General features: G+C 68.4%; 21 protein-coding genes. 12 read left to right on the forward strand and 9 right to left on the reverse strand.

The window, feature by feature from the left end; all coding sequences use genetic code 11:
• The 4 genes from FV217_RS09310 to FV217_RS09325 are packed head-to-tail and all read left to right on the forward strand — an operon-like array spanning window position 1 to window position 4,787.
• Window positions 1-1,620: an ABC transporter ATP-binding protein gene (locus FV217_RS09310; protein ID WP_147816914.1), complete on the forward strand. Its 1,620-nt coding sequence runs from the start codon at window positions 1-3 to the stop codon at window positions 1,618-1,620.
• A gap of 12 nt (window positions 1,621-1,632) precedes the next feature.
• Window positions 1,633-2,724 (forward strand): ABC transporter permease, encoded by a 1,092-nt coding sequence (locus FV217_RS09315; RefSeq protein ID WP_147816915.1) that lies wholly within the window; start codon window positions 1,633-1,635, stop codon window positions 2,722-2,724.
• An 18-nt stretch (window positions 2,725-2,742) separates the two neighbouring features.
• Window positions 2,743-3,669: an ABC transporter permease gene (locus FV217_RS09320; RefSeq protein ID WP_147816916.1), complete on the forward strand. Its 927-nt coding sequence runs from the start codon at window positions 2,743-2,745 to the stop codon at window positions 3,667-3,669.
• A gap of 47 nt (window positions 3,670-3,716) precedes the next feature.
• Window positions 3,717-4,787: a BMP family ABC transporter substrate-binding protein gene (locus FV217_RS09325; RefSeq protein WP_147816917.1), complete on the forward strand. Its 1,071-nt coding sequence runs from the start codon at window positions 3,717-3,719 to the stop codon at window positions 4,785-4,787.
• 213 nt (window positions 4,788-5,000) lie between these two features.
• On the opposite strand, the gene FV217_RS09330 is transcribed toward FV217_RS09325, so the two are convergent.
• Together FV217_RS09330 and uraD are read right to left on the reverse strand one after the other, a co-directional pair.
• Complete coding sequence (locus FV217_RS09330; RefSeq protein WP_147816918.1) at window positions 5,001-5,192, reverse strand: hypothetical protein; 192 nt, start codon at window positions 5,190-5,192, stop codon at window positions 5,001-5,003.
• Window positions 5,193-5,934: 742 nt separating this feature from the next.
• Window positions 5,935-6,831 carry a 2-oxo-4-hydroxy-4-carboxy-5-ureidoimidazoline decarboxylase gene (gene uraD / locus FV217_RS09345; RefSeq protein ID WP_147816921.1) on the reverse strand — a complete coding sequence of 299 codons (897 nt, stop codon included), beginning with the start codon at window positions 6,829-6,831 and terminating at the stop codon, window positions 5,935-5,937.
• A gap of 235 nt (window positions 6,832-7,066) precedes the next feature.
• Between uraD and FV217_RS09350 the strand changes: the two genes are divergently transcribed.
• Window positions 7,067-8,482 carry a nucleobase:cation symporter-2 family protein gene (locus tag FV217_RS09350; RefSeq protein WP_238232508.1) on the forward strand — a complete coding sequence of 472 codons (1,416 nt, stop codon included), beginning with the start codon at window positions 7,067-7,069 and terminating at the stop codon, window positions 8,480-8,482.
• 39 nt (window positions 8,483-8,521) lie between these two features.
• Complete coding sequence (gene pucL, locus FV217_RS09355; RefSeq protein ID WP_147816922.1) at window positions 8,522-9,361, forward strand: factor-independent urate hydroxylase; 840 nt, start codon at window positions 8,522-8,524, stop codon at window positions 9,359-9,361.
• A gap of 10 nt (window positions 9,362-9,371) precedes the next feature.
• Here pucL and FV217_RS09360 read toward each other — a convergent pair whose 3' ends face one another.
• Window positions 9,372-9,674, reverse strand: coding sequence for a hypothetical protein (locus FV217_RS09360; RefSeq protein WP_147816923.1), 303 nt, complete (start codon window positions 9,672-9,674; stop codon window positions 9,372-9,374).
• A gap of 824 nt (window positions 9,675-10,498) precedes the next feature.
• Here FV217_RS09360 and FV217_RS09365 point away from each other — a divergent pair.
• From FV217_RS09365 to atzF, 4 genes are all read left to right on the forward strand, one after another.
• Window positions 10,499-10,750 carry a hypothetical protein gene (locus FV217_RS09365; RefSeq protein WP_147816924.1) on the forward strand — a complete coding sequence of 84 codons (252 nt, stop codon included), beginning with the start codon at window positions 10,499-10,501 and terminating at the stop codon, window positions 10,748-10,750.
• Window positions 10,751-11,116: 366 nt separating this feature from the next.
• Window positions 11,117-11,386, forward strand: coding sequence for a hypothetical protein (locus tag FV217_RS09370; protein WP_147816925.1), 270 nt, complete (start codon window positions 11,117-11,119; stop codon window positions 11,384-11,386).
• A 158-nt stretch (window positions 11,387-11,544) separates the two neighbouring features.
• Entirely contained in the window at window positions 11,545-12,504 is a 960-nt protein-coding gene (locus tag FV217_RS09375; RefSeq protein ID WP_147816938.1) for a LysR family transcriptional regulator, read from the forward strand.
• Between the two features lie 134 nt (window positions 12,505-12,638).
• Window positions 12,639-14,504 (forward strand): allophanate hydrolase, encoded by a 1,866-nt coding sequence (atzF, locus tag FV217_RS09380; RefSeq protein WP_147816926.1) that lies wholly within the window; start codon window positions 12,639-12,641, stop codon window positions 14,502-14,504.
• On the opposite strand, the gene FV217_RS09385 is transcribed toward atzF, so the two are convergent.
• The 6 genes from FV217_RS09385 to urtA all read right to left on the reverse strand — a co-directional run bounded on the left by FV217_RS09385 (window position 14,477) and on the right by urtA (window position 21,955).
• A complete protein-coding gene (locus tag FV217_RS09385) occupies window positions 14,477-16,288 on the reverse strand; it encodes an adenine deaminase C-terminal domain-containing protein (RefSeq protein ID WP_147816927.1) in 1,812 nt (603 codons plus the stop codon). The genes atzF and FV217_RS09385 overlap by 28 nt on opposite strands.
• 165 nt (window positions 16,289-16,453) lie before the next feature.
• Window positions 16,454-17,149: an urea ABC transporter ATP-binding subunit UrtE gene (gene urtE, locus FV217_RS09390; RefSeq protein ID WP_147816928.1), complete on the reverse strand. Its 696-nt coding sequence runs from the start codon at window positions 17,147-17,149 to the stop codon at window positions 16,454-16,456.
• An 11-nt stretch (window positions 17,150-17,160) separates the two neighbouring features.
• A complete protein-coding gene (gene urtD, locus FV217_RS09395) occupies window positions 17,161-17,958 on the reverse strand; it encodes an urea ABC transporter ATP-binding protein UrtD (protein WP_147816929.1) in 798 nt (265 codons plus the stop codon).
• Window positions 17,955-19,112 (reverse strand): urea ABC transporter permease subunit UrtC, encoded by a 1,158-nt coding sequence (gene urtC, locus FV217_RS09400; protein WP_147816930.1) that lies wholly within the window; start codon window positions 19,110-19,112, stop codon window positions 17,955-17,957. The genes urtD and urtC overlap by 4 nt, the downstream gene beginning before the upstream one ends.
• 1 nt (window position 19,113) lies before the next feature.
• Window positions 19,114-20,703, reverse strand: coding sequence for an urea ABC transporter permease subunit UrtB (gene urtB / locus FV217_RS09405; RefSeq protein ID WP_147816931.1), 1,590 nt, complete (start codon window positions 20,701-20,703; stop codon window positions 19,114-19,116).
• 10 nt (window positions 20,704-20,713) lie between these two features.
• A complete protein-coding gene (gene urtA / locus FV217_RS09410) occupies window positions 20,714-21,955 on the reverse strand; it encodes an urea ABC transporter substrate-binding protein (protein ID WP_246682748.1) in 1,242 nt (413 codons plus the stop codon).
• Window positions 21,956-22,237: 282 nt separating this feature from the next.
• Here urtA and rocF point away from each other — a divergent pair, with 282 nt between their 5' ends.
• Together rocF and FV217_RS09420 are read left to right on the forward strand one after the other, a co-directional pair.
• Complete coding sequence (gene rocF, locus FV217_RS09415; protein ID WP_147816933.1) at window positions 22,238-23,185, forward strand: arginase; 948 nt, start codon at window positions 22,238-22,240, stop codon at window positions 23,183-23,185.
• Between the two features lie 9 nt (window positions 23,186-23,194).
• On the forward strand, window positions 23,195-23,860 hold a 666-nt coding region (locus FV217_RS09420; RefSeq protein ID WP_147816934.1), incomplete at its 3' end, for an urease accessory protein UreD.

Raw genomic sequence — 23,860 nt, forward strand, 5'->3', positions numbered from 1 at the left:
ATGGATGCCACCCTCCCCGCTTCTGCCCTCGCCCGCCGCTCGAAGGAGGGGCCGACGCCCCTGTTCGGGGCCTACGGCATCGTCAAGCGGTTCGGGAGTTTCACGGCGAACGACGGCGTCGACCTGGAGATCCGGGCCGGCGAGATCCACGCACTGCTCGGCGAGAACGGGGCCGGCAAGTCGACCCTGATGAAGATCCTCTACGGCCTGCTGGAGCCGACCGAGGGCGTCGTCACGCACAAAGGCGACATCGTGCAACTGCCCAATCCCGAGGCCGCCCGCCGGCTCGGGATCGGCATGGTCTTCCAGCATTTTTCGTTGTGCGAGAATCTGACGGTCGCCGAGAACATCGCGCTCGTCATGCCGAAGGACCTGTCCGGCCGGGCTTTGGCCGACCGCATCGCGCGGCTCGGCATCGATTACGGCCTGCATCTCGATCCGGATCGCCCGGTCTGGTCGCTCTCGGCCGGCGAGCGCCAGCGCATCGAGATCGTCCGCTGCCTGCTGCAGGATCCGAGCCTCGTCATCCTCGACGAGCCGACCTCGGTGCTCACCCCCGGCGAGGCCGAGGTGCTGTTCACCGTGCTGGAGCGCTTGCGCGAGGAAGGCCGGGCACTGCTCTACATCTCCCACCGCCTCGACGAGGTGCGCCGGCTCTGCGTGCGCGCCACCATCCTTCGCGGGGGCAAGGTCGTGGGGGCCTGCAACCCGCGCGAGGAAACCGCCCGCTCGCTGGCCGCGATGATGGTGGGCAGCGCGGTCCGCGAGGTCACGCCGCGCGAGGGCGGAGCCGTCGGCCGGGAGCGCCTGCGGCTCGATCGTCTCTCGCTCCCCGCCCCTGACCTGCACGCCACCGCGCTCCACGACGTGTCGCTCAGTGTCGCCGGCGGCGAAATCCTGGGGATCGCGGGCATCGCCGGCAACGGTCAGGCCGAACTCTTCGCCGCGCTCTCAGGCGAGTCCCGCGCGCCCGAGCCGGATTCCGTGCGCCTCGACGGCAAGCCGGTGGGCGCGCTCGGGATCAACGCGCGCCGACGCCTCGGCGCGGGCTTCGTGCCCGAGGAGCGCAACGGCCACGCCGCCGCGCCCCTGATGAGCCTCTCCGAGAACGCCCTGCTCTCGCGCTATCCGACCGCATCGTTGACCCGGTTCGGCCTGATCCGGCTCGGGGCCGCGCGCGACCTCGCCAAGCGCGTGATCGAGGCCTTCGACGTGCGCAAGGCGGGCCCTGACCCCGCCGCTGGGACCTTGTCGGGTGGTAACCTGCAAAAATTCGTGGTCGGCCGCGAGATCCAGGCGGAGCCGGGCGTCCTCGTCATCAACCAGCCGACCTGGGGCGTCGACGCAGCGGCCGCCGCGCATATCCGGCAGGCGGTGATCGATCTCGCTGCACGCGGCACCGCGATCCTCGTCATCAGCCAGGACCTCGACGAACTGTTCGAGATCGCCGGCTCCATCGCGGTGCTGCACGACGGCACGCTCTCTCCCGCGGTGCCCGCGGGCGAGACTAGTCGCGAGGCGATCGGCCTGCTCATGGGCGGATCGAGCGATCACGCCCCACCGGTCGCGGACGTGGCGCATCCGCGCGAGCCCATGCCGTCCCCCGCCCATGCGCACTGACCGGTAGCCCTCATGCGCCTCGATCTCGTGCCTCGCACCCGCCGCTCGCCGGTGCTCGACATCCTCTCGTCGGCCCTCGCCTTCGTGGCGGCGGTGCTGATCGGCGGCATCGCCGTGGCGGCTTTGGGCGTCTCGCCCACCGCCGCCTTCGTCACCTATTTCGTCACGCCGCTGAGCGAAGTCTGGTCGCTGCAGGAGATCGCCCTCAAGGCCGCCCCGTTGGCCCTGATCGCAACCGGGCTGGCCTTCTGCTACCGCGCGAACCTCTGGAACATCGGTGCCGAGGGCCAGTTCGTGGTCGGCGGATTGGCCGGCGGCTGGGTCGGCGTCGCGACGCAGGGCGCGGAGGGGTTCACCCTCTGGATCCTGCCGGCGATGCTGATCGTGGGCACGCTCGCCGGCATCGCCTTCGCGATGATCCCGGCGATCCTGAAGGTTCGTCTCGGCGTCTCCGAGATCCTGACCAGCCTGATGCTCGTCTACGTCGCGCAACTGTTGCTCGACTACATGGTCCGCGGCCCCCTGCGCGATCCGGCGGGCTACAACTTCCCGCAGAGCGTCGGCTTCGACGCGGCGGCGCGGCTGCCGTACCTCATGGACGGCGAGACGCTGCATGCGGGCGTACTCGTCGCCTTCGTCGCGGTGGTACTTGCAACGGTCGTATTGGCGCGAACCCTGTTCGGCTTCGAGGTGCGAGTCGTCGGCGCGAGCCCGCGCGCCGCGCGCTTCGCCGGCTTCTCGGATGCACGGCTGACGCTTGCCGTCTTCGCCATCTCCGGCGGCGCGGCGGGTCTGGCCGGGATCAGCGAGGTCGCCGGAAAGATCGGGCAGCTCCAGCCCGAGATCTCGCCGGGCTACGGCTTCACCGCGATCATCGTCGCCTTCCTCGGCCGGCTCTCGCCGCCGGGTATCCTGATCGCGGCGCTCGTGATCGCGCTCACCACCATCGGCGGCGAAGGCGCACAGATCGACCTGCGGCTGCCGCTGGATCTGACTCGCGCCTTCCAGGGTCTGTTGCTCGGCCTCGTGCTCGGGGCCGATGTGTTCGCCCGCTACCACGTCACGCTCGTGCCGGGAGGTCCGTCGAGCCGGACCGTCCCGTAAGCGAAGTCGGAGCAGGCCATGACCCTCGACATCGTTCAGATGGTGCTCGTCACGGTGCTGGCGGCCGCCACACCCCTGATCCTCGCCGGCATCGGCGAACTCGTCGCGGAACGCGCCGGGGTGCTCAACCTCGGCGTCGAGGGAATGATGATCTTCGGCGCTGCCGCGAGCTTCGCGGTGGCGATGCAGACCGACTCGACCTTTCTCGGTGCGGTCGGCGGCGCCGTCGCGGGCCTGCTGCTCGCCGCCTTGTTCGGAATCCTCACCGTCGGGCTCGCAGCGAACCAGGTCGCCTCCGGCCTCTCGCTGACCATCCTCGGCCTCGGATTGTCGGGCCTTGTCGGCGCGGGCTACGTCGGCATCAAGCGCGATCCGGCGCCGCATCTCGCGATTCCCGGCCTCTCGGATCTTCCCGGTATCGGGCAGTTGCTGTTCGGACAGGACGCCTTCGTCTACACGGCCGTCGCCCTCGTCGCCGCCGTGTCGTGGTTTCTCTGGCGCACCCGTTCGGGCCTGACGCTCCGCGCCATCGGCGACGACCACGTCGCAACCCATGCCCTCGGGCTCAAGGTTCGCAAGGTTCGCTTCCTTTCCGTGCTGTTCGGGGGCGCCTGCGCCGGCCTCGGCGGGGCCTATCTCTCGCTCGCCTACACGCCGTTCTGGTCGCCCGGGATGACCGCCGGTCGCGGCTGGATCGCGCTCGCCCTCGTGGTGTTCGCCTCCTGGCGGCCGCTGCGGGTCGCGGCGGGTGCACTTCTGTTCGGCGGGGCGACGGTCCTTCAGTTGCACGCCCAGGCTGCCGGCCTCGGCCTGCCGGGCCAGCTCCTCTCCGCCCTGCCCTACCTCGCCACCATCCTGGCCCTGGTCTTGCTCTCACTGGGACGGCGCGGGGGCGGCTCGCTGGCGCCCGCCGCGCTCGGGCGCGTCTTCACGCCAAGCCGGTGAACGGTCGCGACGACCGCGCGGCAACCGATCAAGAAAAGGACGACACGATGCGGGGTACGTCAACAAGGCTCGGCGCTGCGGTTCTGTGCGCCGTGCTTGCAGCCGGGCCGGCTTTTGCGGCCGACAAGCTGAAGGTCGGCTTCGTCTATGTCGGGCCGGTCGCCGATTTCGGCTATTCCTACCAGCACGACCTCAGCCGCAAGGCGCTCAGTGAGGCACTGCCCGACAAGGTCGAGACCACCTTCCTCGAGAACGTGCCCGAGGCCGACAGCGAGCGCTCGATCGAGAAGCTTGCCCGCTCCGGCGCCGGGCTGATCTTCACCACCTCGTTCGGCTTCATGGAGCCGACGCTGAAGGTCGCCAAGAAATTCCCGAAGGTGAAGTTCGAGCACGCCACCGGCTACAAGCGCTCCGACAACGTCTCGACCTACTCAGCCCGCTTCTACGAGGGCCGCTACGTCTGCGGGAAGATCGCCGGCACGCTCTCGAAATCCGGGACGGTGGGCTACATCGCCTCCTTCCCGATTCCGGAAGTCGTCAGCGGCATCAACGCGTTCATGCTGGGAGCGCAGTCGGTCAACCCGAACGTCAAGATCAAGATCGTCTGGGTGAATACCTGGTTCGATCCGGGCAAGGAGGCTGAGGCCGCGAAAGCCTTGCTCGCGCAGGGTGCCGACATCCTGACCCAGCACACCGACTCGGCGGCTCCGCTCCAGGAAGCCGAGAAGCAGGGCAAGCTCGCCTTCGGCCAGTCCTCCGACCAGTACCGCTTCGCCCCCAAGGCCCAGCTCACCTCGATCACCGACGACTGGAACGGCTACGTGATCTCGGAAGCCAAGGCCGTCCTCGACGGCACCTGGAAGAGCCACGACACCTGGGGCGGCATCAAGGACGGCATGGTGGTGCTGGCACCCTTCACCAACATGCCCGACGACGTGAAGGCCATGGCCGAAGAGACCAAGAAGGCCATCGCCGACGGCAAGATCCACCCCTTCCAGGGACCTGTGACGAAGCAGGACGGGACCGTCGCCGTGAAGGCCGGGGAGAACGCGCCCGACCCGATGATCCTCGGCATGAACTGGTACGTGAAGGGGATCGACGACAAGCTGACGCAGTGATCGCAGGCGGGCCGGGCTTCTCGCGAGGGGAGCCCGGCGTTCGCTGCGCATCATACGGCTTCGATTGACCGCCGCGGGGCCATTTCCGTCATTGCGAGCGCGGCGAAGCAATCCAGGGCCGACGCGCGCAACATCGGTGTGTTGGCCCTGGATTGCTTCGGGTTTGCCTCGCAATGCCGGAGGCGGCCCCGAGCGATCGAGTCGCAAACGGTCTCAGACCGGGCGACGGTTTGGCTGCTTGGCGCGCCGCGAGAGGCCGATGCCCCTGCGCGCATCGCACTTGGCTCCGTGGCTATGCCAGCCCTGCATCGCGCTTTGCTGCCAGGCATGATGGCAGCCGTGGGCGGATGCGGGGCCGCTCCAGATCAATCCGAGCAAGCCGCTCGCCACGACGATTGCGCGCATCGTGCATCTCCCAATTGCGTCTGCGGATCGCCGTCGGCGTGATCCCGTGGCGGCAGCTATAGCCAGGCCTCGACGCGCGTCGAAAGGCCGAGGGTCAGGGGCGCGGAGGCGTCTGCGTCCGTTGGCGGGGCATGGTTTCGGACCGCGGAGGAACCGGCTCGCCGATGCCGGGAGGCGCGGGGATCGCGTCTCCGTCTTCCATCGACCTTTCCTCGTTTCGAGGGCCGGCAATACCCTCGGTACCTCCGGGCGAAGTGGCCGGATCACGGCCCGCGGGTGCGCCCGTCGATTGGGCCAAAGCCGCTCCCGTCAAGCCGAAGACGGCGCACAGCGCGAGGACAGACATCGTCATCCGCATGGTCGATTCCCTTCCAGATCTCGTAGGATGTTTTGAGCAGGCCGATCGTCGATCGGCCGATATGGCGCCGGCGAGTCGGGCGTGGTCAGCGGTGGCGATGCGTCCGGTGACGGCGGCCGGCTCGGCCGCGCACCCCGCCGGGTGCCGTCGCACGGGGCTGTCCGGCCAACGGCGTCAGACTGCCCTGCGCGCGAGCCCCCGGTGCCGTACCCATGACACCGCCCCCGAACAGGCATGCCACGATGAGCCAAGCCGCCAGAGGCAAACTGAAGCCGAGGGCACGGGACGGACGCATCTGACACGGACTCCTGACGCCGGCCTGCGGCCGGTTTCGCGGTCGGATCGCAGCAAAAGCTATGCCGGCCGGCGCACGATCGCGCTGCATCAGCTCCCGCGATAGGTCTGGTAGCTCCACGGAGTCGCGACCAGCGGCACGTGATAGTGCCCCTCCGGATCGCCGACGCCGAAGCGCAGGGGGACGATGTCGAGAAACGGCGGTTCCTGCAGGTCGAGGCCGAGAGCCGGCCCGACCCGCCGGAAGTGGTCTCCGAGCCCGAAACGCAACTCGTAGGTGGCGATCGGCACGGGGCGCCCGTGGATCAGGGGCAGGTCGGTGCGACCGTCCGCGTTGGTCACCGCGCGGGCGACGAGTGCCGTCTCCGTGGCCGAGACGAACTCGACGAGTTCGAGCGCGACCCCGGCGGCCGGGCGCCCTCGGACGGTGTCGAGGACGTGGGTCGAGATCCGGCCCGTCGTGTTCAAGGGCCCGTCGCCGTCGACCAGGGCGTTCAGGCGGATCGCAGCGATCCGCATCACCTCGGTCTCGGCCGTGCGCCGCTCGACCGCGGGCACGGACGCCAGCCGATCCTCGAAGTTCCTGATCAGCGAGGCACGGCCGTGCCGCTTGATGCACAGGATGAAGGGAATTTCGAATTTTTCGCGGTAGGCCGCATTGAGCGCCTCGAAGCGGGCGTACTCGGCGTCGGACATCCGGTCGAGCCCCGCGGCGGCCTGCTCGGCGATCGAATCCGGTGCGATGTCGCCTAAGCGGGCAGCGCGTCCGGCGAGTTCGGGATGTCCCGTGAGCAGGGCGAGCCGCTGCGCGTCCGACGCGCCGTGGACGGCGCCTCGCATGGCGGCGAACAGGGCTTCGACGCTGGCGAAGGGTCGCTGCGCCGAAGTCGCCTCCGCAACCCACAGTGCATGCTCGAAGACGGCACCGAGCGCCGCCACGAAGTCTGCGGCAGAGGCTTCGTTCAGAGCTGCGAGCGTCGTGCCCATGATGACCGGGTCTCCGTGGGAAACAGGCGATGGCACGGCATCGCAGGGCGGGTCTTTGCAGGCAACGGGCCAGCCGCGGACGTCGGCTCCCTTGGCTCGAGGGCCGAGCGACCAACGGAGATGCCACGACGCGTTCTCCGGAACGCGCAACCCGTTCGCGTGGCACACGGCTTGCCCGGTCGGACACAGCATCCCCGGCGAGGGATCCGCTCACCGCGGTCGAGGCGTCGATCCCATGAACAGTGCGACCACCATCGCTGCACATTCAGATACCGTCATCGAGACCGTAGGCCCCGTCCCGCTCGGGCCCGCTACCGCGCCCGTGACGAAGGTGCCGCCCGTCGCCCTCGGCCTGCTCGGTCTGCAGCACGTTCTGGTGATGTATGCGGGGGCCGTCGCGGTGCCGCTGATCGTCGGACGGGCCCTGAAGCTGGCGCCCGAGCAGATCGCGATGCTGGTCAGCGCCGATCTGTTCGCGGGTGGGCTCGCCACGTTGGTGCAGAGCTGGGGCCTGCCGGGCGTCGGCGTGCGGATGCCGGTGATGATGGGCGTCACCTTCGCCGCCGTCACGCCGATGATCGCCATGGGCACCAGCCCCGAGATCGGCCTGACCGGCATCTATGGCGCCGTGATCGCGGCGGGCCTGTTCGCGTTTCTCGTCGCCCCCCTCATCGGACGGCTGCTGCCGCTGTTTCCGCCGGTGGTGACCGGTACGATCATCCTGGTGATCGGCGTCTCGCTGATGAAGGTCGGCGTGAACTGGGCCGCCGGTGGCATCGGCAACCCGAATTACGGGGCGCCGGTCTATCTCGGCATCGCGGCCTTCGTGCTCTGCGTGATCATGGCGATCACCCGCTACGGCACCGGCTTCGTCAACTCGGCCTCGGTGTTGATCGGCATCGTCGTCGGGATGATCGTGGCGAGTTTCTTCGGGCTGGTCGATCTCGGCCACGTCGCCACCGCGTCCTGGTTCGACGTGGTGCGGCCCTTCGCCTTCGGCCTGCCCACCTTCGATCCCGTCTCGATCGTCACACTCTGCATCGTGATGATCGTGGTGATGATCGAGTCGACGGGCATGTTCCTGGCGCTCGCCGAGATCTGCGCCGACCCCGTCGACGAAAAGCGCCTCACCAAGGGCCTGCGCGGCGACGGCCTCGGCACCATGATCGGCGGCATCTTCAACACCTTCCCCTACACCTCGTTCTCGCAGAACATCGGTCTCGTCGGCGTCACGGGCGTGCGCACGCGCACCGTCGCGGTGGTCGGCGGCTTCATCATGCTGGGGCTCGGCCTGATTCCGAAGCTCGCCGCCATGGTCGAGGCGGTGCCGCAATGCGTGCTCGGCGGGGCCGGGCTCGTGATGTTCGGGATGGTCGGCGCCACCGGCGTGCGTATCCTCGGCGCCGTGGATTTCGCCAGCAACCGCAACAACCTGTTCGTCGTCGCGGTCTCGGTCGGCTTCGGCATGATCCCGCTCGTCGCACCGACCTTCTTCAAGCAGATGCCGCACGCGCTGCACCCGCTGCTGGAATCCGGCATCCTGCTCTGTGCGATCTCGGCTGTGAGCCTGAACCTGTTCTTCAACGGCCTCACCAGCAGCGAGGCCGCGCGCGAGGCCGCCAGGCATCAGGCTGCCTCTTCCGAGCACTGAGCCCTCCTTCCGCGCGCTACCTCTCAGTGGAGAAAAACCATGCCTCTGACCGCCTCCAAATACGGCAAGGGCCGCGTGCGGGTGATGCGGCTCACCCGCGACGGCGACCATCACACCCCGCGCGAGCTCTCGCTCACGGTGCTGATGACGGGTGCCTTCGACGCATCCTGGACGGAGGGCGACAACAGGGCCTGCGTCGCCACGGACAGCGTCAAGAACATCGTCAACGTGGTCGCGGCCGAAAACCTCTCGCTCGACAAGGAGGCGTTCGCGGAGGCCGTCGCGAAGACGTTCCTCGACAAGTATCTCCAGGTCGGGGAGCTGCTGGTCGAGGGCCTGGAAACGCGCTGGCTGCGCCAGGCCGTCGGCGGCCAGCCTCACGGCCACGTCTTCACCCTCGACGGCAACGGCACGGGCTACGTCAAGCTCGTGGCGCGCCGCGATGGCGCGGTGCTGCAGTCCGGGCTCCGGGGCTTCACCTTCATGAAGACGACGCAGTCGGGCTGGGTCGACTTCGTCGCGGACGAGTACCGTACGCTGCCCGACACCACCGACCGCATCGCCGCCACCGCCATGGACGCGACCTGGACCTGGGCCGGCGCACCGACCGATTACTCGGCCACGAATACCAAGGTGCTCGACATCCTGCTCGAGGTGTTCGGTGCGACCTACAGCTATGGGGTCCAGGACAGCATGTATCGCATGGGCGAGGCCGTCCTGGCGGCGATCCCCGAGATCGCCGAGATCGGCTTCGCCATGCCGAACAAGCACTATATCCCGATCAACCTGAAACCGTTCGGTCTTGAGAACCCCGGCACCGTGTTCCTCCCGACAGACGAGCCCCACGGACAGATCGAGGCGACGATCGGGCGAGGTTGAGCCTCATGCGTCACCCCACCGGCTTCAGCGTGCTCAAGTCCACTTCGCCGTCCCGGTCCGTGAACCGGAGGCCGCCGTCACCGTCCTGCGACACGCCACCGATCTCGTGCGCGCCGCTGTCATAGGTCTTCGTCCGACCGCCCTGCTCGATCACGAGGCGGCGCTTTTCGCGGAAGAACGCATAGCGCAGGTCGTCCTGGCCCCCGCTGGTCGAGGGCTGGCCCAGATCCTTCGGCCACCAGGCTTCGGCCTTGGCCATCGGTTTCATGGGCTCCATCGGTTTCATGGGCTCCATGGGCTTCATCGGTTCCATCGCGCGCTTTCCGTGTTCCAAGTCACGGGGCAACGCGGCCGCATTGCACATGGGCTCAAGGCTTTGTGCGTCTCACGGCGGATAGCTGCTTGCGAAGGCGTTCCCGAGACCTCCATTGGCAAGCTCCCTGCCGACATGGCCGCACGGGAGCCGTCGCGAGCGCCATGTTGCACCACCGGCCACCGCCCCATCTCGGCGCAGTCGTCCGCAGCGGATCGATCCGCCGGATCCTCGCTCTCGATGATCTCGGAAGCCCGTGCGATAACCCAGACCGCCTCGCCGGTGCAACGCTCCCGTTCGGCGCTGGACGCCGCCGCCCATCTCGCCGCGGCCCGGATCGAGCCGGCCTTCGAGAAGCACGGCAGAGTCGATTGAGCCGGCGACAGCAGCTCCGCTCGCGCGGTCTTCGGTGGCATTCCGAAGTCGGAGATCAGCCCGCCCGAGATATCGGCGGCGACTCGGCCGCAGCTGCATAACGGGGACGTCGAGACCCAACGGTCCCATCAACCCACTCGCGCAGGGTTGCGGGCGACGGGCGGTCTCGACGACGTCCGATTTCGTGCGAAAAAACACGCGCTGCGAAAGAAGCGTGCCAGCTTCCTACACTGTGTCAAAAAACGTCGCAAACGCAGTCAAGTTACTGATAGAGCATTCGATTTTATTCAAGCTTTCTCAATGACGGTGCGTGGGTCATATGCGATGCATCATCATTGTGCACATAACTTGCGCATAGCGTGTTGTCTTTCAGGGCAAGCCTGCACAAATTCTGGGAACTCGGCCGGTCGCCTCGTCTCCGGCGACGGATCCGAACCTAGGAATCGACCATGACAGCACGCATCATCGTGGGCGCCGCTCTCGGCCTTGCCCTTTCCACCACCGCCTTCGCACAAAGCTACAACGCGCCGGCTGGGATTCCGGCCGCGACCGCACCGGGCGGCTTCGAAGGACGGGCTGCCGAGCGGAACATCGAGGCCTATAATGGCCGCTATGCTCGCCCCAGAGATGGTCAGGTCTCGGTCGACGGTGTGTACACCACCGGCTCCGTGAGAGGCTCCGCGGCTCAGCGCGGCCGCTGAGACGTCCGACTCCGTTCTCTCGGCCTCTATCTTAGGACCGGTAGCCTTCATCGGGTTGCCGGTCCTTTTTCGTTCGGATGCCGATGGATAGGCGCCGGCCGGTCGGCCCTGGTCAAAATATGTGACGGGCTTCTACGTACCGACGCTCTCGGATGTCATGAAGCGGATGCCGTTCCGGTTGAGCCTCGACCGGGCACCGGTTTTTCCGAGAACCGGTCCCACGCCTCGGGCCGATGCGTTCGCTTTTCGATTTCATCGAACGTTTCCGACGATTCTTTTCGGGTTTTGCAGGGGGCGGCCAGGGGGCATCTTCACGCCATCAGATGACGGCCGGACGGCCATCACATCGCACCGATGGAACCCACCATGTCCCGTATCCTCGCCGCTTCCGCTCTTGCACTCTCCCTCGTCGCGGGCCTGCCTGCCGCCGCTTCCGCCCAGAGCTACAATGCTCCCGCGGGCATCCCGGCCGTCACGGCGCCGGGCGGTCTCGAAGGTGCCGCCGCCGTGTCGAACCTGCAGGCCTACGACGGCCGTTCCTATCAGGTGCGTCCCGGCGAGGTCTCGGTCGAGGGCGTCTACACCACCGGTTCGATCCGCACTCCGCAAGCCGTTCGCGGCCGCACCGCCCACTGATCCCGGCGCGAACCTTCGAGCAGTCCAGCAAGCCGGTCCCCTCGGGGCCGGCTTTTTCGCGTGAGCACTGCCGGCGATCGTTCCTCCGGAAATCGGCGTTCGGCTTGCTTGTCGAAATGCTCGACGCGCCGGAAGGCGCCTCGTTCGAGGATATCGGCATGCAGACCTCCGGGACCCCGACACTCGATCAGCTGCGCGTCTTCCTGTGCGTCGTCGAGACAGGAAGCTTCGCGGCGGCCGGGCGGCGCCTCAACCGTGCAACCTCGGTGATCAGCTATTCCATCGCCAACCTGGAAGCACAGCTCGGCCTGCCGCTGTTCGATCGAGAATCGACCCGTAAGCCGCAGCTCACCGAGGCCGGGCGGGCCGTGCTGGCCGAGGCCCGCACGGTCTCGCACAGCCTCGATGCCCTGCGGGCCAAGGTGAACGGCATGCTGAGCGGGTTGGAGGCCGAGGTCAGCCTCGCCGTCAGCGTCTTGATGCCGGGCGAGCGCCTCGTCGATGCGCTGCGGGCGTTTCAGGCGCGGTTTCCCACCGTGACGCTCCGTTTGAACGTCGAGGCGTTGGGAGCGGTCCAGCAATACGTCGCCAGCGGCAAGGCCGTGCTCGGCATCGGCGTCGAGATCTGGGACAAGACCGGCGATCCGCTCGAGCACATCGCCGTGGGCGAGGTCGAGATGCTTCCCGTTGCTGCTCCGTCCCACCCCCTCGCGATGGTGGACGCCGCCGGGCCGGGCCTGGCGCGCGAGCATGTCCAGCTCGTGATCGCCGACCGCTCGTCCCTGTCGGAAGGACAGGAGTTCGGCGTGATCGCGACGCGCACCTGGCGGCTGTCCGACCTCAGTTCGAAGCACACGCTGCTGCTCGCCGGCATCGGCTGGGGCAGCATGCCGGCGCATATGGTGCAGGCGGACCTTGCGGCCGGCCGCCTCGTCGAACTGCACATGCCGGAGGCGAAGCACCGCCGGCTGCCCTTCACCGCGATCTACCGCACCGACAGGCCGCCCGGCCCAGCCGGTCGCTGGCTGATCCAGCGTTTTGCGGGGCAGGCTGCGGACGAGCCTATGGCTCCCGACGCACGCTCGACGAACCCGATGCTCGCCGTCTCGCCGGCCTGAGCCAAGCACGCGCGTCGGTTTCGGACCGTCTGCAGCAACGACATGGCAGCGGGCTTGCTCAGGCAGGCCCATCGGTTCGCGACCCTCGGCTACGGACCGGCTCAGGTGGCACCGTGTATACATAAGAGGCATCGATGCACGCAGGTGAGCACATTGGCGCGGAGGACGGCCTTCCGCCGGTCCCGACCCTCGCGATCTTGCGCGCGCGTTACGCCGCAGGCGACCTGACCCCCGTCGATGTCGCCACGCTCGTGGCCAGCCGCATGGAGGCCTATACCGACCCGGCCGTCTTCATCACGCCCGTATTGCGCGACGATCTGATCGCGGCGGCACGTGCGCTGATGGAGAGGCACCCCGAGCCGAATTCGCTGCCGCTCTGGGGCGTGCCCTTTGCGGTGAAGGACAACATCGATGTCGCCGGCCTGCCCACCACCGCGGCCTGTCCCGCTTTCGCGTACGTGCCCTCACGGGATGCCCATATCGTGGCGAGGCTGAAGGCAGCGGGGGCGCTCGTCACCGGCAAGACCAACCTCGACCAGTTCGCCACCGGCCTCAACGGCACCCGCTCGCCTTACGGGGCGCCACGCAGCGTCTTCTCCGCCGACCACATTTCCGGCGGGTCGAGTTCGGGCTCGGCGGTGGCGGTCGCCGCGGGTCTGGCGAGTTTTTCCCTCGGGACCGACACCGCCGGCTCCGGCCGGGTGCCCGCCGCCTTCAACAACGTCGTCGGGATCAAGCCGACGCCGGGCCTGCTCTCCACCACCGGCCTCGTGCCCGCCTGCCGGAGCCTCGACTGCATCAGCATCTTTTCGTCGAGCGTCGCGGACGGGATCGCCATCCGCCGGATCGCCGAGGGGTTCGACCCGGACGACATCTACGCACGCCGCATCGCGCCCGCGACGCTCCCGGCCGCCCCGCGCTTCGGAGTGCTCATGGGCGCCGATCGCGAGTTCTTCGGCGATACCGAAACCGAGCGCCTCTACGAGGCGGCGGTGACGCGGCTCTCGGTTCTCGGCGCGACAGCCGTTCCGTTCGATTACGCGCCGCTCCGCGCTATCGCAGAACTGCTCTATGGCGGTCCCTGGGTCGCTGAGCGCCTCGCTGCGATCGAACCGTTTTTCGATACGAACGCAGGCGATTTCGATCCGAGCGTGCGCACCATCGTCGCCTCCGCCAAGCGCTTCAGCGCCGTCGACGCTTTTCGCGGCCGCTATCGCTTCGAGGCGTTGCGACGCGAGGCCGAAATGCTGTTTGCCGCCGTCGACGTCCTGCTTCTGCCGACGGCTCCGACGACCTACACCGTCGCCGCGATGCGCGACGATCCCGTCGCGCTGAACAGCCGGCTCGGGCTCTACACGAACTTCGCCAATCTGCTCGGCCTCGCCGCGATCGCGGTGCCGGCGGGGTTTCGCGGCGACGGCCTGCCGGCTGGCGTCACGCTGGTCGGCCCCGGCGGCAGCGACGACGCCTTGGGACCGATGGCCGACGCGCTCCACCGTGGCGCAGCCTGCGGTACGGGCATCGATCGGGAGGCGTCCGTGCCGAGCCTTGTGCGTCCCGTGGAGCCGCCCATCGAGAGCGTCGCCCTCGCCGTGGTCGGGGCGCATCTCTCGCAACTCCCGCTCAACCGGGAGCTTGTCGCCCTCGGTGCGAAGCTCCTGCGAAAAACCAGGACCAAGGCCGATTACCGCCTATACGTTCTGCCCTGCACCGTGCCGGCCAAGCCCGGTCTCGTCCGCGATCCCGGCTATGGTGGCCCCGGGATCGAAGTCGAGATCTGGACCCTGTCGCCGGAAACCTTCGGCCGGTTTGTCGCGGCCATCCCCGCACCCCTCGGGATCGGCCGGATCACACTGAGCGACGGCAGCAATGTCGCGGGTTTCCTGTGCGAGACCCACGCCGTGGCGAGCGCTCCGGAAATTACGGGCTATGGCGGTTGGCGAACCTACCTCGCCTCGGCGGCGCATGATCCTCAAGCCGCCTCGAACAACGGCACCTGACGCATCTCCGGCACCAGCACCAGCCCCATATCGGTGATGCGAATCTGCGGGATCACCGAGAGTGGGATCAGGTTGAAGCCCATATAGGGGATCGTGCAGCCCGCACGATTCCAGGCCACCTTGAGCGCCCTCACCTCCTCCGCGACGGCGCCGACGCGCTTGTCGGAGATCAACCCGGCCACCGGCAGCGGCACCATCGCGACGACGCGGCCGTCCTCGACCACGCAGACGCCGCCCTCGGTCGCCGCGATGGCCTGGAGCGCAACGCGCATGTCGGCCTCGTCGAAGCCGGCGACGATGACGTTGTGGGAATCGTGGCCGACGCTGCTCGCCACCGCCCCGCGCTTCAGCCCGAACGCGCTGAGCAATCCGTGCGCGACGTTGCCGCCGAGACCGTGCCGCTCGATCACTGCGACATGACAGAGGCCATGGTCCGCGAGCGTCACGGCCCAGTCCGCGCCGGGATTCAGGGCGATGCGCTCGTGGACCAGTTCGATGCCCGGCAGCGTCGTGCGGATCGCGTTGACCGTGCACGGACCCGCAGGCAGCGTCGGCACCAGGGCCGGCAGCGGGTCGGGCAGGTGCATCGTGGCGTAGGCAGGCTTCGGGTAGCGGTACGGCTTTTCCAGCGCCGCCTCCAGGCGCGGCGTGGGCTTCCGGCCCTCGACCACCAGTTCGCCGCCGTACCAGGTCGCCTGCGGCAGGAGGTCGTCGTCGAGCAGCACGAGGTCGGCGCGGCGCCCGCCGCCCAATCCGCCGATCTCGCCGTCCAGCGCGTAGCGTGTCGCCGGGTGCAGCGAGCCCATCGACCAAGCGGCCGGCTTCGGGATGCCCATCCGCACCGCCTCTCGCACCACCCAATCCAGGCCGAAGGCGAGCAGATCCTCGGCGTCACGGTCGTCGGTGCAGCAGCAGACCCGCTTCCAGGCCGCGCCGTAATCGGTCACGGTCCCGATCGCCTTCGGCAGCGAGTGCCACGGCGTGGTGGGCGGCCCGCCGCGCAAAAAAATCCAAACGCCGGCTTCCAGCAGGTCGTCGGCGATGTCGGCGTCGATCGCCTCGTGCGTGTCCGTGACGCCGCTCGCGGCATAGGCGGCGACGAAGTCGCGGCCGTAGATGTGGCCCGAGACCGGGCGTCCGCGCTCCAGTGCCGCCGCGATGATGGCATGCGCCCGCGGATCGCCCTCGGCCACCGCTACGAAATCCATCTTTTCGCCCAAGCCCAGCGCTTCCGGCCAGGCATCGAACAGCCCCGCGATCTTCTCCGGCGTCAGGTCGCCGCCCGCGGTCTCGATCGCGGGCGTGGTCGCCGGCACCGTGCTCGGCACCGTCAGGTAGATGTTGAGCGGCGCCGCGCGCGCGTCCTCCAGCATCCAGGCGACGCCGTTCACGTCGAGCACGTTGCCGATCTCGTGGCTGTCGCAGACGATGGTGGTGGTGCCGTTGATCAGCGCCGCCTCGGCATAGGCGCAGGCCGTGACCATGCTGCTCTCGATATGCAGGTGCGGATCGACCAGCCCCGGCGCGATCAGGCCGCCGGCCACGTCGTAGCGCGGCGCGCCGCCTTTGTGCGACCCGGCCGGCTTCACCGCCGCGATCCGCCCGCCGGCGATCCAGATCTCGCGGTCGGGCAGGATGCGCTCGGAATAGGTCGAGAGCACGCGCGCGCCTGTGATCACGAGATCGGGTTCGGCCCGCCCGCCCGCGACGTCGGCGAGACGGCGCGTCATCCGGGCCAGGGGTTCGACGGAGAAACGGTTCAGCGGCTTGATGAGCTCGTTCATGGTGTCCGTGGGGCGCGGGCGGGTCTCGGCGCTGCGTGGCGCACGCATCATGCCACGGATGAGGCTCGAATTTCAGGCACGCCAAGCTCGGCAGCTTGCGGTCGATGGCGACCGGGGCTTCCACGCGGTCGTCGGGAAACCGTGCCGCGACCGTGCGATCCGCAACTAGACCGACAACCACCGCAGCACGTCGGCCTCGTTCATCGACGCGCGCGGGCCGGCATCCATCACCTGTCCGCGATCCATCACGGCGTAGGTGTCGCAGAGGTCGCGCGCCCATTCGAAATACTGCTCGACCAGCACGATCGCCATGGTGCCCTTGCCCCGCAAATAGGTGATGGCGCGGCCGATATCCTTGATGATCGAGGGCTGGATGCCCTCGGTCGGCTCGTCGAGCACCAGGAGCCGCGGACGGGTCACCAGGGCGCGGCCGATGGCGAGCTGTTGCTGCTGGCCGCCGGAGAGGTCGCCGCCGCGCCGGTGCAGCATGTCCTTCAGCACCGGGAACAGGTCGTAGATCTCGGCCGGCACGAAGCGGTCGGCGCGCTTGCACGGGGCGAAGCCGGTCTCGAGGTTCTCCTTGACCGTGAGGAGCGGAAAGATCTCGCGGCCCTGGGGCACGAAGGCGACGCCACGGCGCGCCCGGTCGTAGGGCGCGAGCCGCGAGATGTCCTCGTCGCCGAGGCGGATCGAGCCCTTGGCGATCGGCTGCTGGCCGACGATGGCCCGCATCAGCGAGGTCTTGCCGACGCCGTTGCGCCCGAGCACGGCCGTCACCTGCCCCGGCTCGGCCTGAAGCGAGACGCCGCGTAGCGCCTTCGCCGCGCCGTAGAAGAGATCGATGCCCTCGACGTTCAGCATGTCGCCCTCGCTCAACGTCCCAGATACACTTCGACGACGCGTGGGTCGGCGGAGACGGCATCGATCGAGCCCTCGGCCAGCACCGCGCCCTCGTGCAGGCAAGTGACGCGGCAATCGAGTGCCCGCACGAAATGCATGTCGTGCTCGATCACCACCACCGCGTGGTCCCGCGCGATCTCGCGCAGCAGCGTCGCCGTCGCGGCGGTCTCGGCGTCGGTCATGCCGGCGACGGGCTCGTCGACCAGCAGGAGCTTCGGATCCTGGGCGAGCAGCATGCCGATCTCGAGCCATTGCTTCTGGCCGTGTGAGAGGTCGGCGGCGGGTCGCTCGCGGTGCGCGATCAGGCCGACCTTGGTGAGCAGCGCGTCGATGCGCTCGGCCGCGACCCGGTTGCGCCAGCCGAACAGCGACTGAAAAGCCGCGCGCGGACCTTTCAGCGCCAGAAGGATGTTGTCGGCCACCGTGTGGCTCTCGAACACCGTCGGCTTCTGGAACTTGCGGCCGATGCCGAGGTCGGCGATGGCCGGCTCGTCGAGCTTGGTCAGGTCGATGGTGCCGTCGAAGACCACGCGGCCGAGATCCGGCCGGGTCTTGCCGGTGATGCAATCCATCATCGTGGTCTTGCCGGCGCCGTTCGGGCCGATGATCGCGCGCATCTCGCCTTTGTCCAGCGTCAGCGAGAGGCCGCGGAGCGCCCGGTAGCCGTCGAACGTGACCTGGACGTCGTCGAGATAGAGCAGCGCCGGGGTGAGGCGCTTGTCCGGTACCTGGGCGGCCGACGGCGGTGCGAGGGTGGCCGCGTCGCTCATGAGCCGCGCCCCTCTTCCACGAGTTTCGGGGCGAGTTCGGGCTCCGGCGGGAGTTTCGCCGCAGCGCGCCGGCTGCCGTAGCGCTGCATCAGCGTCCCGACGATGCCCTTCGGCAGGAACAGCGTCACCAGCACGAACAGCGCGCCGAGCCCGAACAGCCAGGCATCGGGCAGCGCGCCGGTCAGGATCGTCTTGGCGTAGTTGACGATGATGGCGCCGAGCGCGGCGCCCACCAGCGTGCCGCGTCCGCCCACCGCCACCCAGATCACCGCCTCGATGGAATTGGTCGGCGCGAACTCGGACGGGTTGATGATGCCGACCTGCGGCACGTAGAGCGCGCCGGCCACGCCCGCCATCATGGCGGAGACGGTGAAGGCCAGCGTCTTGAAGTGCTCCGGCCGGTAGCCGAGGAAGCGCGTGCGGGGTTCCGCGTCGCGCACAGCGATCAGGATCTTGCCGTAGGCCGAGACCGTCATGACGCGGGCGATCAGGTAGCCGAGCGCCAGCGCGATGGCGGTGGCTACGAACAACGCGACGCGCACGCCCTGCGCCTGCACCGAGAACCCCAGAAGGTCCTTGAAGTCGGTGAGGCCGTTATTGCCCCCGAGCCCCATGTCGTTGCGGAAGAAGGCGAGCATTAGCGCGTAGGTCAGCGCCTGGGTGATGATCGAGAGGTAGACGCCGGTCACCCGCGAGCGGAAGGCGAGCCAGCCGAACACGAAGCCGAGGAGACCCGGCACCGCGAGCACCATCAGCGCGGCGAAGGGAAACAGGTCGAAGCCAAGCCAGTACCAGGGCAGTTCCTTGTAGTTCAGGAAGACCATGAAGTCGGGCAGGACCGGATTGCCGTAAACGCCGCGCGGCCCGATCTGGCGCATCAGGTACATGCCCATCGCGTAGCCGCCGAGCCCGAAGAACGCGCCGTGGCCGAGGGAGAGGATGCCGCAATAGCCCCAGACCAGATCGAGGCTCACGGCGAGCAAGGCGAAGGACAGGTACTTGCCGAAGAGCGAGACGAGATAGGTCGGCATGTGGAGGGGCGAGACCTCCGGGACCATCAGGTTGAGCAGCGGCACGACGAGGCAGGCGGCCGCGAGGAGGCCGAGGAAGATCAGGCCCTTGAGGTCGATGAGTGGGGTGCGGGGTGGGTTCATCTCAGGACTCCACCGCCCGGCCCTTGAGCGCGAACAGGCCGCGCGGGCGCTTCTGGATGAACAGGATGATGAAGATCAGCAGCGCGATCTTGGCGAGCACCGCGCCGAGATACGGCTCGGCGAGCTTGTTCGCGACGCCGAGGGTCAGCGCCGCGACCAGCGTGCCCCAGAGGCTGCCGACGCCGCCGAACACCACGACGAGGAACGAGTCGATGATGTAGCCCTGGCCGAGATTGGGCGAGACGTTGTCGATCTGCGAGAGCGCCACGCCGGCGATGCCCGCGATCCCCGAACCGAGGCCGAAAGTCATCGCGTCGACCCACGGCGTGCGGATGCCCATGGCCGCGGCCATGCGCCGGTTCTGGGTGACGGCGCGGGTCTTCAGTCCGAACGAAGTCTTTCGCAGCACGAACAGCAGGAAGAGAAAAAGGGCGAAGGAGAAGCCGACGATCCAGAGCCGGCCCCAGGTGATCGACAATCCGAACACGTCGACGGCGCCGGTCATGAAGCCGGGTGCGCCGACCTCGCGGTTGGTGGGTCCAAAGATCGTGCGCACGGTCTGCTGCAGGATCAGGCTGACGCCGAAGGTGGCGAGCAGGGTCTCCAGGGGCCGCCCGTAGAGGAAGCGGATGATGCCGCGTTCGATCGCGACGCCGACGGCGCCGGCCACCAGGAAGGCCGCGGGAATGCTCACGGCGACCGACCAGTCGAACCAGGCCGGCGCCTGACTCCGAAAAACTTCTTGGACGAGGTAGGTCGTGTAGGCGCCGAGCATGACCATCTCGCCATGCGCCATGTTGATCACGCCCATCACGCCGAAGGTGATGGCGAGGCCGATGGCGGCGAGCAGCAGCACGGAGCCGAGGGAGATCCCGTACCAGACGTTCTGGACGCCGCCGATGATGGCGAGCCGGGTCTCGATCGCCGCGATGCCTTTCGCCGATGCCGTTTTCACCGCCTCGCTCGGATCGTTGGCGAGGCTCCGCAGGATGGCCATGGCGTCGCCGTCGGCGCGGGTCTGGATCGTCGTGATGGCCGCGAGACGGTCCGACTCCGGGCTCGCGGGTTTCGCGAGGATCGCGGCGGCGCGGGCCTCCGACAGGGTCCGCTTGATGCTGGCATCGCTCTCCCGGGCAATGGCCGCCTCCACCGCGGGAAGGGCCGTGGCGTCGCGCGCCTTGAACACGGCGTCGGCCGCCTCGCGGCGCTTCATCGGATCGGGGCTCAGCAGGTTGAGCTGACCCTGCGCGGCATCGACCGCGCGGCGGACCTTGTTGTTGAGCCGCAGCGCCTTCAGCCCGTCGGTCGCGCCCTCGGCAGCCTGGCCGGTGCGGGCGTCGACGTAGGTCTCGCCGGTGCGGATCAGCAGGGCCTTGTCGGAGGCGCGGGCGTAGAGCCGGCCGTCGACGAGCGCCGCGATTACCGTGCCGGCGCGCGGATCGCCGCTGGTGACGAGCTCGGCGACACCGGCTTCGATATCCGAATAGCTGCCAGCGGCGAGCTTGCCATAGGCACCGTCGGCGGGGGCTTGCGCCAGCGCTGCGCCCGTCAGCGTCAGGCAGAGCAGGAGGAGCGCGAGGAGGCGGTGCATGGCGGCGGCCTCAGGCGCCGCCGCATTTCTTGGTCTTGGTGTTGTAGTTGCCGCAGTTCAGCTTGACCCAGTCGGCTTCCAGATCCTTCGAACCTTCGAGCTGCTTCGACCAGGCCTCGCCCGGGATCGGCTCCTCGGTCCTGTAGACGACGTCGAATTGGCCGCCGTCCTTGATCTCGCCGATGAAGACCGGCTTGGTGATGTGGTGGTTGGGCAGCATCTTGGCGGTGCCGCCGGTGAGGTTCTTCTGCTCGATGCCGGGCAGCGCCGCGATCACCTTGTCGGGCTCGACGCTGCCGGCCTTCTCGACCGCTTTCACCCACATGTTGAAACCGATGTAGTGCGCCTCCATCGGATCGTTGGTGACGCGCTTCGGGTTCTTGGTGAAGGCGTGCCACTGGTCGATGAAAGCCTTGTTCTCGGGCGTGTCGATCGACATGAAGTAGTTCCACGCCGCGAGATGGCCGAGCAGGGGCTTGGTGTCGATACCGGCGAGTTCCTCCTCGCCGACCGAGAAGGCCACGACCGGGATGTCGGTGGCCTTCAGGCCCTGGTTCGAGAGTTCCTTGTAGAACGGCACGTTGGCATCGCCGTTGATCGTCGAGACGACGGCGGTCTTCTTCCCGGCCGAGCCGAAGGCCTTGATCGAGGCGACGCGGGTCTGCCAGTCGGACTGGCCGAACGGCGTGTAGTTGATCGAGATGTCCTCGGGCGCGACACCCTTGGCCTTGAGGTAGGCCTCCAGGATCTTGTTGGTGGTGCGCGGATAGACGTAGTCCGTCCCCTCCAGCACCCAGCGCTCGATCCCCTCTTCCTTCATCAGATAGTCGACGGCGGGGATGGCCTGCTGGTTCGGTGCGGCGCCGGTGTAGAACACGTTCCGCTCGCTCTCCTCACCCTCGTACTGGACGGGGTAGAACAGGATCGAGTCGAGTTCCTTGAACACCGGCAGAACGGACTTGCGCGAGACGCTGGTCCAGCAGCCGAAAACCGCCGAGACCTTGTTCTTGGAGATGAGCTCGCGCGCCTTCTCGGCGAAGAGCGGCCAGTTCGAGGCCGGGTCGACCACGACCGCTTCGAGCTTCTTGCCGAGGACGCCCCCCTTGGCGTTCTGCTCGGCGATGAGCATCAGCATCGCGTCCTTCAGCGTGGTCTCGGAGATCGCCATCGTGCCCGAGAGCGAATGCAGGATACCGACCTTGATGGTCTCTTCCGCCCGCGCCACGCTGGCGCCGAACAGCGACAGCGCCATGCTGCCCGCCAGCAGGATCGCGGAGCCCCGTCGGGTCCAGAGAGTGTCGGCCATCGTCGTCCCCTGCCTGTTCCGGCTTCGCCCAGGGCTGGCAAAGGCTGTGCCATTCGGATGGGCATTGGACGGAAGGGTCGATTGCTCGTCTTTGCGCCAAGTGCTTGCGGAAACGGCAAACAGCTTGGCCATGGGCTGCGACAGGTCGTGGTTCCGTCACCTCGCCCTGTCAGAGCGGGGCGGGGCGCAGTGCTTGCGTGAGCACGGCATCGGGGCGAGAGGGGCAGCATGAGCGAGACGACGCGGATCGCGATCATCGGCGTGCCGATCGAGATCGGCACCAGCGAGCCGGGAGCCCTCATGGGGCCGGCGGCGCTCCGCACGGCGGGTCTCATCCGCACGCTGGCCGATCTCGGCCACGACGTGGAGGATGCCGGCGATGTCGCGCCCGATACCTCGGGCGCCGCGCGCGGGCTGCCGGCGGTGGCGCGCTGGACGCGGGCGCTCTCCGAGCGGGTGACGGCGGCACTCGAAGGTGGTGCCCTGCCTGTCGTCCTGGGCGGCGACCACAGCCTGTCGCTCGGCTCGATCGACGCGGTGCTCCACCATTGCCGCGCCTCCCAAAAACCCGTGTTCGTGCTCTGGCTCGACGCCCATGCGGATTTCAACACGCCGGACACCTCGCCCTCCGGCAACGTCCACGGCATGCCGCTGGCGGCGCTCTGCGGTGAACCCGGCTTTTCGGAGCTTTTCGCGGATCAGGACCGTCCCTTCCTCGATCCGACGCGCGTCCACCTCTTCGGCCTGCGTTCGATCGATGTCGGCGAGCGGGCGCTGGTGACGAAGGCCCGCGTCGCCGTCACCGACATGCGCGCCATCGACGAGTTCGGTGTGGTGGCGCCGCTGCGGCGCATCCTCGAACGCGTCGCGGCCGAGGACGGACACCTCCATGTCAGCTTCGACATCGACTTCCTCGACCCCGGCATCGCCCCGGCGGTGGGAACCACGGTGCCCGGCGGCGCGACGTTTCGCGAGGCCCACCTGATCATGGAGATGCTGCACGATTCCGGGTTCGTCGGCTCCCTCGACGTGGTCGAGCTGAACCCCTTCCTGGACGAGCGCGGTCGCAGCGCCCGCGTCCTCGTCGAACTTGTGGCGAGCCTGTTCGGCCGGCGTATCCTCGACCGGCCGACACCGGTGATCGAGGCGGTGTCCGCCCAGCCTGTGCGAGGCTGACGGACGTCCATGCACGAAGAAACCGAGCCGGCCCCGGCGCGCCAGCGCTCGCACGGCATCGTGCGTCTCCGCCACGGCCCCGCCGGCGTCGCGGACCTGTTCGAGAGCGGCCCCTCGCGCCTGCGCTTTCCCCGCAGCCATGGAGCGACACCGGAGGCGATCCTCGTCAACACCGCCGGCGGCATCGCCTGCGGCGACCGCTTCGAACTCTCGGTCGCCCTCGAGGCGGGCGCGCGCCTCGTCGTCTCGACCACGGCGGCGGAAAAGATCTACCGCTCGGACGGCCCTGTCAGCCGCATCGACAATCGCCTCGATCTTGCCGCCGACGCGCGGTTCGACTGGCTGCCGCAGGAGACGATCCTCTATGACGGCAGCCGCCTGCGGCGGCGCTTCGAGGCCGATCTCGCGGCAGACTCGTCGCTTCTCGTCGTGGAGATCGTCGCCTTCGGCCGCGCGGCCCGCGGCGAGCGCCTCGCCGAGGGCTTGTTCGAGGACATCTGGCGCATCCGCCGGGACGGCCGACTCGTCTACGCCGACGCGCTGCGCCTCGACGGTGCCATCGCCGACCGGCTGAGCCGCCCGGCGATCGGCGGAGGCGCCGCCGCCTGCGCGACCCTCCTCGATGCCTCTCCCGATGCGGAAAGCCGCCTCGACGAGGCCCGCGCCCTGCTGGAG

This window comes from Methylobacterium sp. WL9, assembly GCF_008040035.1.
GTDB classification, from domain to species: domain Bacteria; phylum Pseudomonadota; class Alphaproteobacteria; order Rhizobiales; family Beijerinckiaceae; genus Methylobacterium; species Methylobacterium thuringiense.

Excerpts from the sequence above, each read along its gene's own strand:
- FV217_RS09310 (WP_147816914.1), top strand. The coding sequence starts at position 1 with ATGGATGCCACCCTCCCCGCTTCTGCCCTCGCCCGCCGCTCGAAGGAG.
- FV217_RS09315 (WP_147816915.1), top strand. The coding sequence starts at position 1,633 with ATGCGCCTCGATCTCGTGCCTCGCACCCGCCGCTCGCCGGTGCTCGAC.
- FV217_RS09320 (WP_147816916.1), top strand. The coding sequence starts at position 2,743 with ATGACCCTCGACATCGTTCAGATGGTGCTCGTCACGGTGCTGGCGGCC.
- FV217_RS09325 (WP_147816917.1), top strand. The coding sequence starts at position 3,717 with ATGCGGGGTACGTCAACAAGGCTCGGCGCTGCGGTTCTGTGCGCCGTG.
- FV217_RS09330 (WP_147816918.1), bottom strand. The coding sequence starts at position 5,192 with ATGCGCGCAATCGTCGTGGCGAGCGGCTTGCTCGGATTGATCTGGAGC.
- uraD (WP_147816921.1), bottom strand. The coding sequence starts at position 6,831 with ATGGGCACGACGCTCGCAGCTCTGAACGAAGCCTCTGCCGCAGACTTC.
- FV217_RS09350 (WP_238232508.1), top strand. The coding sequence starts at position 7,067 with ATGAACAGTGCGACCACCATCGCTGCACATTCAGATACCGTCATCGAG.
- pucL (WP_147816922.1), top strand. The coding sequence starts at position 8,522 with ATGCCTCTGACCGCCTCCAAATACGGCAAGGGCCGCGTGCGGGTGATG.
- FV217_RS09360 (WP_147816923.1), bottom strand. The coding sequence starts at position 9,674 with ATGGAACCGATGAAGCCCATGGAGCCCATGAAACCGATGGAGCCCATG.
- FV217_RS09365 (WP_147816924.1), top strand. The coding sequence starts at position 10,499 with ATGACAGCACGCATCATCGTGGGCGCCGCTCTCGGCCTTGCCCTTTCC.
- FV217_RS09370 (WP_147816925.1), top strand. The coding sequence starts at position 11,117 with ATGTCCCGTATCCTCGCCGCTTCCGCTCTTGCACTCTCCCTCGTCGCG.
- FV217_RS09375 (WP_147816938.1), top strand. The coding sequence starts at position 11,545 with ATGCAGACCTCCGGGACCCCGACACTCGATCAGCTGCGCGTCTTCCTG.
- atzF (WP_147816926.1), top strand. The coding sequence starts at position 12,639 with ATGCACGCAGGTGAGCACATTGGCGCGGAGGACGGCCTTCCGCCGGTC.
- FV217_RS09385 (WP_147816927.1), bottom strand. The coding sequence starts at position 16,288 with ATGAACGAGCTCATCAAGCCGCTGAACCGTTTCTCCGTCGAACCCCTG.
- urtE (WP_147816928.1), bottom strand. The coding sequence starts at position 17,149 with ATGCTGAACGTCGAGGGCATCGATCTCTTCTACGGCGCGGCGAAGGCG.
- urtD (WP_147816929.1), bottom strand. The coding sequence starts at position 17,958 with ATGAGCGACGCGGCCACCCTCGCACCGCCGTCGGCCGCCCAGGTACCG.
- urtC (WP_147816930.1), bottom strand. The coding sequence starts at position 19,112 with ATGAACCCACCCCGCACCCCACTCATCGACCTCAAGGGCCTGATCTTC.
- urtB (WP_147816931.1), bottom strand. The coding sequence starts at position 20,703 with ATGCACCGCCTCCTCGCGCTCCTCCTGCTCTGCCTGACGCTGACGGGC.
- urtA (WP_246682748.1), bottom strand. The coding sequence starts at position 21,955 with ATGGCGCTGTCGCTGTTCGGCGCCAGCGTGGCGCGGGCGGAAGAGACC.
- rocF (WP_147816933.1), top strand. The coding sequence starts at position 22,238 with ATGAGCGAGACGACGCGGATCGCGATCATCGGCGTGCCGATCGAGATC.